This window comes from Bacillus sp. FJAT-53060 (assembly GCF_037104745.1).
Lineage (GTDB): Bacteria > Bacillota > Bacilli > Bacillales > Bacillaceae > Bacillus > Bacillus stratosphericus_B.
Genome location: NZ_JBAWSW010000002.1, coordinates 67,111 through 81,799, shown reverse-complemented (window position 1 = coordinate 81,799; position 14,689 = coordinate 67,111). Strand labels below are relative to the sequence as shown.

General features: G+C 39.5%; 12 protein-coding genes. 6 read left to right on the top strand and 6 right to left on the bottom strand.

All coding sequences use genetic code 11. The features are described 5' to 3' along the window. Position 1 precedes the first annotated feature (1 nt). Positions 2-1,207 carry a tRNA uracil 4-sulfurtransferase ThiI gene (gene thiI / locus WAX46_RS01860; protein ID WP_336493279.1) on the bottom strand — a complete coding sequence of 402 codons (1,206 nt, stop codon included), beginning with the start codon at positions 1,205-1,207 and terminating at the stop codon, positions 2-4. 4 nt (positions 1,208-1,211) lie between these two features. Further along, positions 1,212-2,354: a cysteine desulfurase family protein gene (locus tag WAX46_RS01855; protein WP_336493278.1), complete on the bottom strand. Its 1,143-nt coding sequence runs from the start codon at positions 2,352-2,354 to the stop codon at positions 1,212-1,214. A 198-nt stretch (positions 2,355-2,552) separates the two neighbouring features. On the opposite strand from WAX46_RS01855, the gene brnQ (WAX46_RS01850) reads away from it, so the two are divergent. Both brnQ (WAX46_RS01850) and brnQ (WAX46_RS01845) read left to right on the top strand, forming a co-directional pair. Continuing rightward, complete coding sequence (gene brnQ / locus WAX46_RS01850) at positions 2,553-3,896, top strand: branched-chain amino acid transport system II carrier protein (RefSeq protein WP_226566504.1); 1,344 nt, start codon at positions 2,553-2,555, stop codon at positions 3,894-3,896. 204 nt (positions 3,897-4,100) lie between these two features. Continuing rightward, complete coding sequence (brnQ, locus tag WAX46_RS01845) at positions 4,101-5,444, top strand: branched-chain amino acid transport system II carrier protein (protein ID WP_226566505.1); 1,344 nt, start codon at positions 4,101-4,103, stop codon at positions 5,442-5,444. Positions 5,445-5,485: 41 nt separating this feature from the next. Here the strand turns inward: brnQ (WAX46_RS01845) and ezrA are convergent, their stop codons facing one another. Further along, positions 5,486-7,189: a septation ring formation regulator EzrA gene (ezrA, locus tag WAX46_RS01840; protein ID WP_226566506.1), complete on the bottom strand. Its 1,704-nt coding sequence runs from the start codon at positions 7,187-7,189 to the stop codon at positions 5,486-5,488. 340 nt (positions 7,190-7,529) lie between these two features. Between ezrA and hisJ the strand changes: the two genes are divergently transcribed. Further along, positions 7,530-8,345, top strand: a complete 816-nt coding sequence (hisJ, locus tag WAX46_RS01835; RefSeq protein ID WP_336493277.1) for a histidinol-phosphatase HisJ — start codon at positions 7,530-7,532, stop codon at positions 8,343-8,345. Here hisJ and refZ read toward each other — a convergent pair. Further along, positions 8,315-8,980 (bottom strand): forespore capture DNA-binding protein RefZ, encoded by a 666-nt coding sequence (refZ, locus tag WAX46_RS01830; protein WP_336493276.1) that lies wholly within the window; start codon positions 8,978-8,980, stop codon positions 8,315-8,317. The two genes, hisJ and refZ, sit on opposite strands and share 31 nt — an antisense overlap. Positions 8,981-9,106: 126 nt before the next feature. On the opposite strand from refZ, the gene WAX46_RS01825 reads away from it, so the two are divergent. The 3 genes from WAX46_RS01825 (at position 9,107) to WAX46_RS01815 (ending at position 11,313) form a co-directional block, all read left to right on the top strand. Next, positions 9,107-9,604, top strand: coding sequence for a GAF domain-containing protein (locus WAX46_RS01825; protein WP_336493275.1), 498 nt, complete (start codon positions 9,107-9,109; stop codon positions 9,602-9,604). A 304-nt stretch (positions 9,605-9,908) separates the two neighbouring features. Then, positions 9,909-10,511, top strand: a complete 603-nt coding sequence (gene rpsD, locus WAX46_RS01820) for a 30S ribosomal protein S4 (protein WP_226566509.1) — start codon at positions 9,909-9,911, stop codon at positions 10,509-10,511. A gap of 250 nt (positions 10,512-10,761) precedes the next feature. Continuing rightward, entirely contained in the window at positions 10,762-11,313 is a 552-nt protein-coding gene (locus WAX46_RS01815; RefSeq protein WP_336493274.1) for a hypothetical protein, read from the top strand. A 29-nt stretch (positions 11,314-11,342) separates the two neighbouring features. Here the strand turns inward: WAX46_RS01815 and WAX46_RS01810 are convergent, their stop codons facing one another. Together WAX46_RS01810 and WAX46_RS01805 are read right to left on the bottom strand one after the other, a co-directional pair. Continuing rightward, the gene (locus tag WAX46_RS01810) at positions 11,343-11,495 is read right to left on the bottom strand and encodes a hypothetical protein (RefSeq protein ID WP_336493273.1); all 153 of its coding nucleotides are present in this window, start codon (positions 11,493-11,495) and stop codon (positions 11,343-11,345) included. Positions 11,496-11,514: 19 nt separating this feature from the next. Then, positions 11,515-14,673: a type I restriction endonuclease subunit R gene (locus WAX46_RS01805; protein WP_336493272.1), complete on the bottom strand. Its 3,159-nt coding sequence runs from the start codon at positions 14,671-14,673 to the stop codon at positions 11,515-11,517. Between the last annotated feature and the right edge of the window lie 16 nt (positions 14,674-14,689).

Genomic DNA, 14,689 nt, shown 5'->3' with positions numbered 1-14,689 from the left:
TTTAGAATAAATCAGCGAATTCGTCTGCCGCTTTCTTTTCATTTGTGACAATGATGGTTTCGATTTGCGCAACTGCCTCGTCGAGCATTGGCTCGAAATCAGCAAAGCTTTCGTATCGTTCTACTTTTTCAAGCTTTGGCTTAGTTTTTGGAGATGGCGGTGTAAAGATTGTACAGCAATCCTCAAAAGGCTGAATGCTTGTATCATATGTGCCAATTCGTCTCGCTTCCTCAATAATGTCATTTTTATCAACAGCAATTAGGGGACGAATAATCGGCGTGTTTGTCACATGATTAATGGCATACATGCTTTCAAGTGTCTGACTAGCAACTTGGCCAAGGCTTTCACCTGTAATAATCGCAAGGGCATCTTTCTTCGCTCTTATTTTATCAGCTATTTTCAGCATCATTCTTCTTGTTGACGTCATCGTATAGTTTTCTGGTACTTGTTTGTGAATCAGCTCTTGGATTTTGGTAAAAGGAACTATGTGAAGCTTCACTTCGCCTCCATAGGCAGCTAGGCAACCAGCAAGATCAATGACCTTTTGCTTGGCACGTTCACTTGTATAAGGCGGACTAAAGAAGTGAACCGCTTCAATTTGAATTCCTCGTTTCATAGCCTGATATCCGGCAACCGGGCTGTCAAAGCCACCTGAGAGCATGAGCATCGCTCTCCCGCTTGAACCGACTGGCAAACCGCCTGCACCCTTTACATCTTTAAAAGTAATGTACGTCGCATGTTCTCTAATTTCAATTCGCAAATGAACAACTGGCTGTTTCACATTGACCGTTAAGCCTTCAGTATTTCTGAGGACATGTCCGCCAATTTCACGGTTCATTTCATTTGAATCAAGCTCAAATTGTTTGTAAGACCGCTTCGTTGTGACTTTGAATGTATTCCCTTTTTCGTATACTTCCTTCACAGCCGTTAGCGCCGCTTCTTTAATTGCGTCCATATTGGTTTCACATTTCACTGCAAGACTAAAGCTCTGAATCCCAAACACATTTTTGAGATGTTCTGAAATCGGTTCAGGATTTTCTCCGTCCAGCATGATGGTGATGCGGTCTCTGTCAGATGTGTATTTTAACGCTTCAAAATCTTTTAATACGAATCGTATATGCTGTCTTAGTTTTTCAATGAACTTCTTTCTATTTCTCCCTTTTGTTGAGATTTCACCAAAACGGACTAAAATATAATCATACTTCATATTGTTATCTCATTCCTTTTAATTTTTTCACACTTTGTGCAATAGTTGTGATGATGTGCGGCGCAAGATCAGGACCTTGTCCATACGTCAAACTGATTCTCATGCTGCTTTTAGTGACTTTTTCTGATTTCCCCATCGCTAGCAGTACACGGCTTGGTTCTTTTTTCTTAGCTGAACAGGCAGATGTCGTAGAAACGTAAATGCCTTCTTTTTCAAGCATATGGAGAAGAACTTCAATTTGAATACCTGGCACTGAAAAATTCACAATGTGCGGCGCACTATGCATCAGTGGTGTGTTGATAACGACACCTTCTATTTCTCTAAGCTGCTTTTGCAGCTCCGTTTTTAACGCCAGCATCTGATCATGATGCTTTTCAAGAAGTTCAAATGATTGTTTCATGGCTTTTACTAAGCTGACAGCACCAGCAGGGTTTTCTGTACCTGAACGCAGACCAAATTCCTGCTCTCCTCCTGTGATGAATGGTGCAAGCACTACATTTTTCTTTAAAAAGAGAGCACCTGTCCCCTTCAAGCCATGAATCTTGTGACCTGACATTGTCAAGAGATCCACGTCGATCTGCTTATTGAAGGCTACCTTGCCGATCCCCTGAACCCCGTCGACATGAAAGAGTGCATCTTTTGCATATTCACGAATGATGCCGGCAGCTTCTTCTATCGGCTGGACAGCACCTGTCTCGTTGTTTACGTGCATCATACTGACAAGCACTGTATCAGGTCGAAGGGCTTCTTTTAATTGAGTCATATCTACATGGCCATGCTCACTCACTTGAATATAAGTGATGTCAAAACCAAATAAGTCTTTCAGCTGTTCAAACGATTCAAAGACAGAAGGGTGCTCAATCGCTGTTGTGACAATGTGTTTGCCTCGGTTCATTTTAGCAAGAGCAGCCCCTTTAATGGCAATGTTATTCGCTTCTGTTGCGCCAGATGTAAAAATAATCTCATATTGTTTAAAGCCTGTATAGTGAAGCATTTGTTTGCGCGTTTCACTTAGCAGACGGCTCGCATCAATTCCGAGCTGGTGAAGCGAAGACGGATTTCCAAAAAAACGCTCACTCACTTGCTCATATACTTGTAAAACCTCTGGGTAAGGCTTTGTTGTTGCACTATTATCAAGATAAATCATATCGGAACTCCTTAAAAAAGCTAATAAAATACTTGCATTTATATGTTACCATATTGATGTCAAACAGAGAATTTTCTGAAAATGGCTGTTGACAACTTTCCATTTTCACTATATCATCCATAGTGCAATTGTCACATAAAAATGTTAATTGTCAGAATATTTATATTTAGCACAATACACTGTTGAGGAGGGACTATTTTGAAAAATAGTTTAAGTATAAAAGAGACGTTGGCCATTGGTCTAATGCTTTTTGCATTATTCTTTGGCGCAGGAAATATGATTTTTCCACCTGTCCTTGGACAATATGCGGGTGAGAATGTATGGCTCGCCATCGGTGGCTTTTTACTAACAGGAGTAGGTCTTCCGCTTCTAGGGGTGATTGCAGTTGCCCTTACAGGTACCGGTGCAAAAGGGCTTGCGGATAAAGCTCACCCTAAATTTGGAACAATTTTCACCATCATTCTGTATTTATCCATTGGACCATTTTTTGCTATCCCACGAACAGGTACGGTTTCTTACGAGATTGGATTAGCTCCATTTTTGTCAGAAGCACAATCTTCTTCATGGGTACCGCTATTCTTATTCACCCTTGTGTTTTTCACGATTTCGTATCTGCTCGCTTTAAATCCTTCAAAGCTGGTTGATCGAATTGGAAAAGTATTAACACCTATTTTATTAACAGTGATTGCAATGATTGTTGTTAAAGCAATTGCTACGCCGATGGGAATCATCGGTAAGCCTGATGCGACATATGAAGCAAACCCACTCTTCACTGGGTTTTTAGAGGGCTATAAAACAATGGACGCACTCGCTTCTATCGTATTTGGAATCGTTGTTGTGACAGCTGTTAAAGAAAGAGGCATCACGGAGCGTAAACCTCTTGCGGCTGCATGTATAAAAGCTGGCCTTATCGCGGCTGCTGGACTAGCACTCGTGTATATCTCTCTTGCTTATGTCGGTGCTTCAAGTCCCGATGCAACCGGAATGGTTGGAGCAAATGAAGGTGGTAAACTGCTTTCACTATCTGCTAACTTTTTATTCGGTTCTATTGGTAACATTGTACTTGGCACAGCGATTTTATTCGCTTGTCTAACCACAAGTGTCGGACTTATCTCATCTTGTGGCGAATATTTTTCAAAGCTTTTCCCAGCACTTTCTTATCGTACAGTTGTTCTCATTATTTCTTTATTTAGTGCATTGGTTGCAAACCTTGGACTGGCACAAATTATTTCGCTATCAGTCCCGGTACTAGTGACGATATATCCATTGGCAATTGTGATTATTTTATTGTCGTTCCTTGATCGCTGGATTAACGGTAGACGCATGATTTATGTCGTATCCCTCATCTTTACTGGATTTTTTGCTATTATCGACGGCTTATTGGCTGCCGGAATCAATCTCGGTGGGTTACCTGACATCTTGGGGTCATTCATTCCTTTTTACAATTTAGGCGTTGGTTGGGTCATACCAGCTATGATCGGCGCAGGTGTTGGTTTACTTATTTCCATGTTCACTAGCCCACCTAAACAGCTCGCATCGTAGTGAGCCTAAGCATCCTCTTCCAACGATGAAGGGGATGCTTTTTTATTGTTCTTCATATACTAAAATAGAAAAATTTATGACTTTTGTATGAAAACACATGTTGACATCAATCGTACATCCTTTATAATTAGTGAATGTTCATGATGATCGGTTCTAGCAACTAATTGACAGAATATTTCAACATAATAATGGAGGCTTTATTCAATGAAGGCAACTTTGTCGACAAAAGATACGGTAATTATAGGTTTTATGTTATTTGCTCTATTCTTCGGCGCTGGTAATATGATTTATCCACCAGAGCTTGGTCAATATGCTGGGCAAAATGTGTGGAAAGCAATGGGCGGATTTTTATTAACAGGTGTCGGTTTACCCCTTCTTGGGATTATTGCGATTGCTTTAACAGGTCGAGATGCAAAAGGACTTGCAGATAAAGCACATCCAACTTTTGGTACAGTGTTTACTGTCATTTTATATTTATCCATCGGACCACTTTTCGCCATTCCTCGTACAGGAACGGTCTCATATGAAATTGGTGCATTACCCTTTCTAACAGGTGTACCAGCTTGGTTGTCACTACTTCTATTTACACTTGTCTTTTTTGGTATTACGTATTATCTTGCTTTAAATCCAACGAAGATTGTGGATCGTGTAGGGAAAGTGTTAACACCGATTAAACTTACGATTATTTTTGTCATCATTGTCAAAGCGATATTGACGCCAATGGGTGCGGTTGGAACGCCTGATGCATCCTATAGCAATGGTTCCTTTTTTAAAGGGTTTCTAGAAGGCTATAAAACAATGGATGCCCTTGCTTCGATTGTTTTTGGAATTGTCGTAATCAACGTGATTAAAGGACGCGGTATCACAAGTAAAAAGGCTCTAGCTTCTGCTTGTATCAAAGCAGGGCTGATTGCAGCGTGCGGATTAACATTTGTTTATCTATCACTTGCTTATTTAGGCGCTTCTAGTACACAGGCGATTGGATTCGTTGGAGATGGAAGCAAAATCTTGGCCCAGTCTTCTCAATTCCTTTTCGGCAGCCTAGGAAATATTGTGTTAGGTGCTGCCATTACAGTAGCGTGTTTAACAACGAGTATTGGTCTTGTCACATCGTGCGGGGAATATTTTTCAAATTTATTACCTAAACTTTCTTATAAAATGGTCGTCACACTCGTGACATTATTTAGTTTCATCATTTCAAACTTTGGACTTGCTCACATTGTCGCTTTCTCTGTGCCTGTTTTAACAGCGATTTACCCGCTAGCGATTATGATTATTGTTCTATCACTTGCAGATAAATGGCTTGGACATAGAAAACCTGTTTATGTACTCTCTTTAATTTTAACGGGCTGTGTGAGCTTATTTGACGGCATAGCAGCCGCGAAGCTTCCAATTGGTCCGGTGAAAGACATCTTTCACACGTTACTACCTTTATATGATCTTGGGATTGGCTGGATTGTGCCAGCTTTAATCGGAGTAATTGTTGGATTTGTGATTTCTCTTTTCACTTCTTCTTCTTCAGACGAGTGCCAGAAACAAGCATCATAGTTTAAAAAAAGCTGAAGTCCTGTAACTGGACTTCAGCTTTTTTATTGGTGCTGATATTCTTTTTCTTGCTGGGCCAAAAGCTTCTGGACGGCTCCAGGTGATGCCTTTTCGACAGCCGCTGTTGCCACATCAAATGAACCGGTATAATCATAGGCATAAAATCTTCGTTCTGCCTCTTTTAACTGTTTTGATAAGATATGGTTTTGACTTCTGAAACGATTGCCATATTGAATAATCCGTTCAATTTGATCCACTTTACTGAGCATCTCTTGTGTCTCATGAGCGACACTTCTCACTGTTTCAGAGGCTTCTTTTAATTGTTGATTTACTGCTGGCATATTCAGAGGCGAATTCTCCAGTTGTTCGTGAACTTGCTGAATCATCTCCTGCGCTTTTCCAGCACAGTTCGTGATGTCAGCAGGTATCCCTGGAATATTGCTTTTTTGCAGTTGGCGAACTGTATTTGCCAGCATTGTTTTGAGTTCAGCCAATGTTTCTCTCGCCTGTAATTCTTCTTTTCGTAATGACTGAAGATGATCTTTAAACGTTTCATGCAATGCTTTTGCCTCATTGATAAAGGTCTCCAACTGATTGATTTCGTCCATTAATATCGAATATGCCACATGCTCACGATCAAGCTTCTCACATATTTGCTTCATAAGCTTTTCAATTTCTTCTAAGCGTTTCTCGAATGCCTTCTGTTGATCAAGCTCTCCTGCTGTCAGCTTGTAGCTTTCTTTCACAAGAGCCGTTTCTGCCTTTGTTTGTGTGTGATCTTGTTCAAGCTTTTCGAATGCTTCCGTAAGCTCAGGCATTTTGCTTTTGATTTCCTGACCTGCTTCTACTTCTGCTTCTAGCTGATCATACAGCGTCTGAATCGCATCATCGATCATTTGCAGAATGCTTGGTGCCTCATCTAAATTGAGTTCATCAATGAGCAGTTTTTCCGCACGGATTAGCTGTTTGTTTAAGTTCTCCAGCTCTTTTGTGATCTGGATATGCTCTAGCTTGTAGCCTTTGTCTGTCATTTCTTGATAATCGTCTTTCAGCTTAGTCAGCTGACCTGGTACGGTTTGTTTGCAGTCGGCAATGAGTTTCGGTATATCCTTGATATACAATTGAAGCTGATCAAGTCTTCGGTCTTGCTCAAGCAGAATTTTTCTTGCTTTCATGTAGTTTCCGTTTTCTGTCTCTTCTTCATACTGCTTGATTCCTTCCCAGGCCTCATCTAAGTCCTGCTCCATTTTGTCATAAAGGGTTCCATATAAATGGCTGTACGCAAGCAGATTTTTTCGAACCGTTTGGTATTGCTCTTTGACCTTTTCAATGTCCTTGCGGTTTTGCTCCTCACTTGTGACAAGGTCTTCAATCTCTTTTAAAATGTCTGCAATGTTTGAATCAGCAGCAGTCAGCAAATCCCCAGTATGCGCAAGAACTTGCTTGGCTTTGGAGAATCGATATTTATCAGAATACTCTTCTGCATCATATAATAGCTCCTCTACCTTTGGAAGATGGGCTGTAACGATATCGTCCCACTCTGCACGCCATCTTTCAAAAAATTGCTCTGTTTCTCCGGTCATTTTTAGATGTTTGATTTTTGAAATTTCTTCTACAATTGATCTGTTCAAAATTTCAATTTTCCATGCTTCCAATCGGTCAATTTCTTTATATATATTTTTTCGCAGGAAATAACCGACTGAAAACAAAGCAAGCAAAATGACAATTAAACCGATGATTAACTCCATAATGAGCCCCCTTGTTGTGATCTAAGTGCTGTCAGGGTTTAAGTGTCCCAAGTAGACCTGAGAACCCTTTTCGTGTCCGCTTTGCATTTGTTTTTTATAAGCAGTATCGTATGTTTTCCATTACCATCCATTCACGGTTTTATGTATGTTTTTTCAAAAAAGTGATTCAGTGCTTTCTATGATTCGATCACACATATTGATGTTACCTGCTTTTATGTATGCGGAAGTTGTCGTTTTCATTGTTATTATGATACCATGTAACCAGCATTTTGGTCATGATTTTTCATTATTTTCACTGATAAACATCACGTTTTTCAAAATATCAACAAGAGGTGACGACATGGTGAAACAAGATGCACATCTACATACACCGTTTTGCCCGCACGGCTCGCTTGATCCTTTTCATGCTTATATTGAAAAAGCCATAAAAAAGGGATTTGATTCCATCACCTTTACCGAGCATGCACCGCTGCCTCCTTCGTTTCGAGATCCAACGCCTCAAAAGGATAGTGCTATGAAGCTCCAAGCCCTTGAAGCGTATTTGACGGCTCTGGATCAGCTGAAGCAAGAATACAAAGGACAATTAATAGTAAAAACTGGGCTTGAGGTTGACTATATCAAAGCGTTTGAAGAGGAAACAAGTGCCTTTTTAGACTGCTACGGGCCAGAATTAGATGACGGCATTTTATCTGTTCATTTTCTTCCTGCTGGCGATGATTATATTTGCCTTGATTTTGACGAGCATGCCTTCCAGCAGTTGATAAGCATTTATGGTAGCATCGAACAGGTTTATCAAAGCTACTATGACCAAATTCATTCTTCTATTCTATCATCTTTAGGTAACTATAAGCCAAAGAGAATCGGTCATATCACCCTTGTCCAGAAATTCAAGCAGCTTTTCCCATATGTGATGTCCCCTGAACTTCGACAAAGGGTCACCCTTTGTCTTGAAGAAATGGAAAGAAAAGGCATGTCCTTAGATTTTAATACATCTGGTCTTCGTAAAACATATGCCAGAAGTATCTATTTAGATCACTGGATGACTAACCTTGCAAAACAGAAAAAAATTCCGCTTATTTTCGGGTCTGATGCCCATCAAGCGGAAGATCTCGGGTATGCCTATGATCAGTTTGAAGACATGATGAGTTTCAGGTGAGTATCCAGTTTCATCTCTTTTGGTTCTAGTAAATGATCAAGCGAGCGGCTCAGTTCCTTAAAGTACGTCTGAAAGAAGTAAGGCTCGCTTGGGTTCAAATAAAGCACCTCTGTTAAATATTGTGGCTGCAAATATGGCATCATCAGAAGTGATTTTAGCTGAATCATAAATGATGAGAGTGAGAGCCGCTTACATATAACGTGGGTGCTTTTTCCTTTTTCGATCATGAGCTGAAACAAATACTTTTCTTTCGTTAAATACGTTGACATGATTTCTCTGATCAACGTTGAATCAATGGTCACCTCTCGATAAACGAAACGGGTTAATTGACGGTGTTCATGCTGATAAGATAAAATATTAAAAACCACATGAAGTAAACACTCTTTTGCGTGACGGGTTTCCATGTGATGAATGTGCGATTCAATCATATGAATATAGCCTTCATAAAAATCGGATACGAGCTGCTCTAGCAACCCTCCCTTTCCTTGAAAGTAATAAGATATATGGGCAACGTTGACGTTTGCTTTCTTCGCAATCTCACGGACAGAGGTTCCAGAAAACCCTTTTTGGTTAAAAAGTCTGATGGCAGCTTCAATAATACGGTCTTTTGTTTGCACGGTTGTTGATGTTTTCATCCGCTCACCCCTCTTCATGTGTACATACTTCAAGATGAAGGTGGAAGTTCCTTTTTCAATCGCTCGACAAATCCCACATGCGAGACGTACATTATGTATTTTTTAGATAGAAAGTAGGAGATTTTCATGTTTCATGTCGAAAAACAGTCTGGCGATCCATCGAAAGACTATCAATTACTCATCAAGCAAGTAGAAGCGATGACGGACGGTGAACCAGATCTGATTGCCAACCTAGCAAATGCTGCGGCATTATTGTATCACTCACTTCCTGAAGTCAATTGGGCAGGATTTTATTTGGCAAAAGGCGGAGAGCTTGTGCTTGGTCCATTTAACGGACTGCCTGCATGTGTACGTATCCCTTCTGGAAAAGGCGTTTGCGGTACAGCATTTGCCACAGGTGATGTGCAGCGTATCGCAGATGTCCATGCATTCCCTGGGCATATTGCATGTGATGCAGCATCGGAATCTGAAATTGTGATTCCGGTTAAGGTCAATGGACAAATCATTGGGGTTCTCGACATTGACAGCCCAGTGAAAGATCGTTTCAGTGAAGTAGATGAGACCTACTTAGTTCAATTTACAGAGGTGCTGCAACACGCTTTATCAGCCTCTACTGATGCGTAATCATTTAGAAAAGCAGGCATATTGTCTGCTTTTTTCTTCGTCTAATGGGGAAAGTCGCCACGTTTGACTTTTTCCCTTTAAATAGGTTGACTTCTCCCATTGAGCATCATATAATAGACTTTGTGTGAAATATGGCAGCCTTTTTGTTCGGCTTTTTTGTATCATTTTGTTCCTTCTTTTTGGAGGTGCATCTTGTAACTCCCTGCTGCTGGAGCGAGGATGCATGAAAACATAATGACGAAAAAGAGGAAGAACAGACGGTTTTTATTTTTCACAAATAAAAACAATAAGGAGGAGTCACATTATGGCTCGCTATACAGGTCCAAGTTGGAAGATTTCCCGCCGTTTAGGCATTTCATTAAGCGGAACAGGTAAGGAACTTGAAAAACGTCCTTACGCTCCAGGCCCACATGGTCCAGGACAACGCAAAAAACTATCTGAATACGGTTTACAATTACAAGAGAAGCAAAAGCTTCGTCACATGTACGGTGTCAACGAACGTCAATTCCGTACATTATTTAACAGAGCTGCTAAACTTCCTGGTAAACAAGGTGAAAACTTCATGATCCTTCTTGAAACTCGCCTTGACAACCTTGTATACCGTCTTGGCCTTGCACGTACCCGCCGCCAAGCTCGTCAGCTAGTCAACCATGGTCACATCCTTGTTGATGGAAGCCGTGTAGACATTCCATCTTTCTCTGTGAAACCAGGTCAAACAATTTCTCTTCGTGAAAAATCTCAAAACCTTGCAGTGGTGAAAGAATCAGTTGAAGTAAACAATTTCGTTCCTGAATACCTTTCTTTCGACGCTGAAAAGCTTGAAGGAACTTTCACTCGTCTTCCAGAGCGTTCTGAATTAGCGCCTGAAATCAGCGAACAACTAATCGTTGAGTTCTACTCTCGTTAATTTTATTACTCTCTCAAAGAGAGAGATCAAATAAACCCTAGAGATCTTGATTCTTCAAGGATTACTGGGGTTTTTTGTTTGGGTTTCTCCGAAAAAGATACTCTTTACGAACACCTTCCGTTGATTTTCAAACAAGCAAGAAGAACTTCGGTCAGACTTTACTCTCTCTCCTTTTTTCCTTATAATGACATGTGTTCAAGATTTTAAAGCTTAAAACAATGATGCAAGGAAACTATAGGGGGGAAACAATTTGTCTATCTTCTCATTCATGTTAGTGCTTCTGTTTATTTCAATTGTCATTTACACGATTTTAAGAAAGACAGATGTTGTAGATGAACCGCCTGGTGCAATTGCTGGAATTTTCCTCATTTTCCTCATCTTTTTTTCACTTAGTTTCGTAATCATCATTCCAAGTGCCGTACTTTCTGTCGTTTCATTAGGAGTGAACTTTCTTTTTGGGGAATATATCACCTATGATTCACTTCTTTCATTACTGACGTTCTCTCTATTGGTCAGTGGCTTTGTTCTTTTTTGGTCGATCTTTTTAGTATTCATCGGGAAAGGAATATCCTCTTTACTAAGATTCCCTAAATGGCTCACGTTTGTTTTAGAATTTATCCTCTCATGGATTGTTGTGCACCTTTCAATCAAGCTTGTGCTCAATATGAAAATAGTAAACGTCTCTATTTGGGACAACGGTACATTGATTTTATCTTTCTTTGTCAGCTTTTTATTTATTGGGATTGATTATGTTTTCACAGCTTTTGAGCAAAGACATCAGAACACTCAAGAGCATACTTAACCTATCCACGAGCACATGACGAAAAGCTCCTAGATGTCATTCAAGGAGCTTTCAATCGTTCTTTCATGGTTTGCCCATTTTGTCATTAGCTGCTCTGTTGTCATGACAGCAGCAAATTCACCATGCAGTGTTGCAAATGAGAGTCGATGTATCGTTTCGAAATCATAAAGCTTTTGCGTCATTTGAAACTCCTTATTAAGATTATCTTAATTCATCATCCAAAGGAACAATTACTTCATCTAACAATGTTCTCCACGCTCGTTTCATTTCAGGTCCGTATTTTAATGGTTTAGCTTCTGGATGAATTGCTTTGTATTGATCAAACTGTTTACTATCAATGATGTTCCCAATATTCGGAATAGGATCAGTTCCTATCATATATTGAATAGATGATAAATGAAGTTCATTCTCATCCACAAACCATGTTTTAGCAAACTCTTTTATATGGAGATTTTTCGTTTTTGTAAAGAATGTTCGTTTGACTACTAATATGTCTTCATCTGGATTCACCTGTTTATTATCCATTTCATTGAGGATCGCACGATATACCTCTTTGACCACTTCAGCTTTTTTCAATTTTTGAAGTGCTTTTTCGATTTCTTGACGGATATCCTGATTATTGGCAGAGTAATTTCCTAATAGTTGATCAATAAAGGCAGAGTCTATGTCGTATAACTTAACAGAATTTTCACCATAAAATTCAATATCCGAGAAGTTTGGTGTTTCCTCTTCTTTCGTTCCTTCTTCTAAGAGTGAGCCTTTGATTGTATTGTATATCCCGATGTTTTCTTCAATCGTCATCACCTGTTCTTGCAGGGCTTTCGATGCTTCCATATCGTCGTTGTAATTGTCATACGTCACGAGAGCTTCATAAGCATTATTCAGCTCTTGAAATGCTTTGACAAATTCAACGCGTTCCTCTACTGGAGAATGCTCGTCCAATTCAGAAGGATCGATATCCAGTGACTTTAAGGTTTTATGTGCCTTTTTAAATCGTTTCAACGATTCTCCATATGTTGGGTACACAAGATTCGTTTCTTCCTGTTCGTTAGAATATGTCTTAGTCGCTTCCTCTACATTCCATTCCATCGTCCAAGGTTTTCTAAACGTCATGATGAGTCCTTTTGTTTTACCAGGATATGTACGATTTGTTCGCGAGAATGCTTGAATTAAACCCGCATAATCTAGATGCCGATCCACAAAAAGAGTTTGTATGGTAGGCGCATCAAATCCAGTTAATAGACGATTAACCACAATCACTAAATCTATATGCTTTCCAAATTGTTTGAACTCCGCTTTTTTTCGGGCTAATCTGTTGTTAATGTCCCCATTATACCGCTCAATATCTTGAATCGACCAAGCGGTATCATAGGATTGATTATAGTCTTTGATGATGTTTAACATATCTTCTTGATCTATTTTTGAAGTTTCTTCATTATCATTTAATGAGTAGGTGATGGCGATTCTAGGAAAATCCTCATCCTCGATCGTTCGCCCTTTACGAATCGGATGACCTTTAAACTCTTTTACCATCCAATCAAGATCTTTCGTCATTCTTTTTATCGCATCATAATATCGTTTGGCCATCGCAATAGAGTTTGTTGTCAAAATAGCGGACTTTTGCGGTCGGCCGTTTTTGAAATCAAACTTTGTATAAGCATTATCCGGTCGAAACATCTTATAGATGACCTTTTGAATATGCTCATCACTTTCATAGATAGTGGATGGCAAATGGGATTCCTTCTCCATCCCATCCATTTGATCAATATACGTATTTAATTCATCATCACTGAGATGAGCGTATTTGTCACTTTGACGAAGCTGAGAAAAGATATGATTGCTAAGAGAGTTTGGTTCAATCGTATCTTCATGTTCTACTTGGAATCCTAGAACTGCACCATCGTCTAAAGCATTTTTAATCGTATATGTATGAAGCTCTTCACCATATTGATCACGAGTCGTACGTGCTAGCTGCCCTTTTGGTTGTTTTTTATTAACATCGAAAATGGGTGTACCAGTAAAGCCAAACCAAGTAGAATTAGGGAACGTTTTCTTCACGGATTCCATCCCCTCTGCACTTAATGCTCGGTGACATTCGTCAACGACAAAGACAATATGTTGTCCGATCAGTTTTTGAAATCGGTTCTTTCCCTCCTGCGCTTCTTGTTTTTTTGCATAATTGATAGCATTCTCTAGCTTCTGACGAGTCGTAATAATAATGGTATTTGAATTGGCATCCGCTAATAATGTCTCACTCAGTTCTTTTGCACTGCCAGTTCCAACGATTAAACTATTAGACTTTGCCTTACCTGAAGAGTTACCTGTATTAAATTCAGACGCAAACCTTGTGAATTCTGTCGTTGTTTGATTATCTAAATCTTTTCGATCAATGAGCATAATCGTTCGGTCAACGCCAGGTTTCCTTGCTAATAATTTGGTCGCAACAAAACTCGTTAGTGTCTTTCCTGACCCTGTTGCATGCCATACATATCCAGATTGATGCTTCATCGCCGCCGTAAATAATGCTTCAATTGCGTGTATTTGATATGGATGTAAAACCATTAACGCTTTTTGATCATTTTCTTCGCTCACAACGGTATATTGAGCGATTAGACGATGTGCATTTGGAATTCTGAGTACTTGTTTCACAAATTCATAGAGGTTGTTGACTTTTCGGTTATCTTTTGTCCGCCAACTAAAGACAAACTTCTTATGCATCTCTTTTGGCAGAGCATTGGCAAAATAACGAGTCGTTTGTTCATTTGAAATAACAAATAACTGAAGAGTAGAAAAAATATTATTACGAAATAGCCCTTCCTCTGTATACTTCTTCACTTGATTGTATGCTTGAAACACACCATCTTTTGCCGTAACCTTTTTTAATTCAATTTGCACAATGGGTAACCCATTGATTAATAACGTCACATCAAAACGACGGTCGCGTTCGTCAATGCTCTCTCTTTTTTTCGCTATTTGATGAACTACTTCATATGTAGAAATGCCTCCACCGATATCATGATTTGAATAAAGAACGAGAGACATCGAACCTAGCGTTACATCATCTCGTTCAATCATAATGCGAGCAATCCCATTTTCACCTTTTAGCCACTTTGCTGCATCAAAAGGTGTTTGCGTTTTTTTTAAAATTTCCGTTTTAATTTTATCAAATTCCTTATCAGAAATCGGATGTTCCCCAATTTCTGATAAGTTGTTTTGTGTGATGATTTTTCGCAAGTTCTGCCATAAATCCGCTTCTGATTTTAAATCAGGCCGATAGTTCCATTGGTTACTCTCTTCACCAAGTACGTCAATTAACTGACGTTCTATTTCTGATTCATCTCTATGACCATTCTTGACCATCATATTTCTCCCCTTT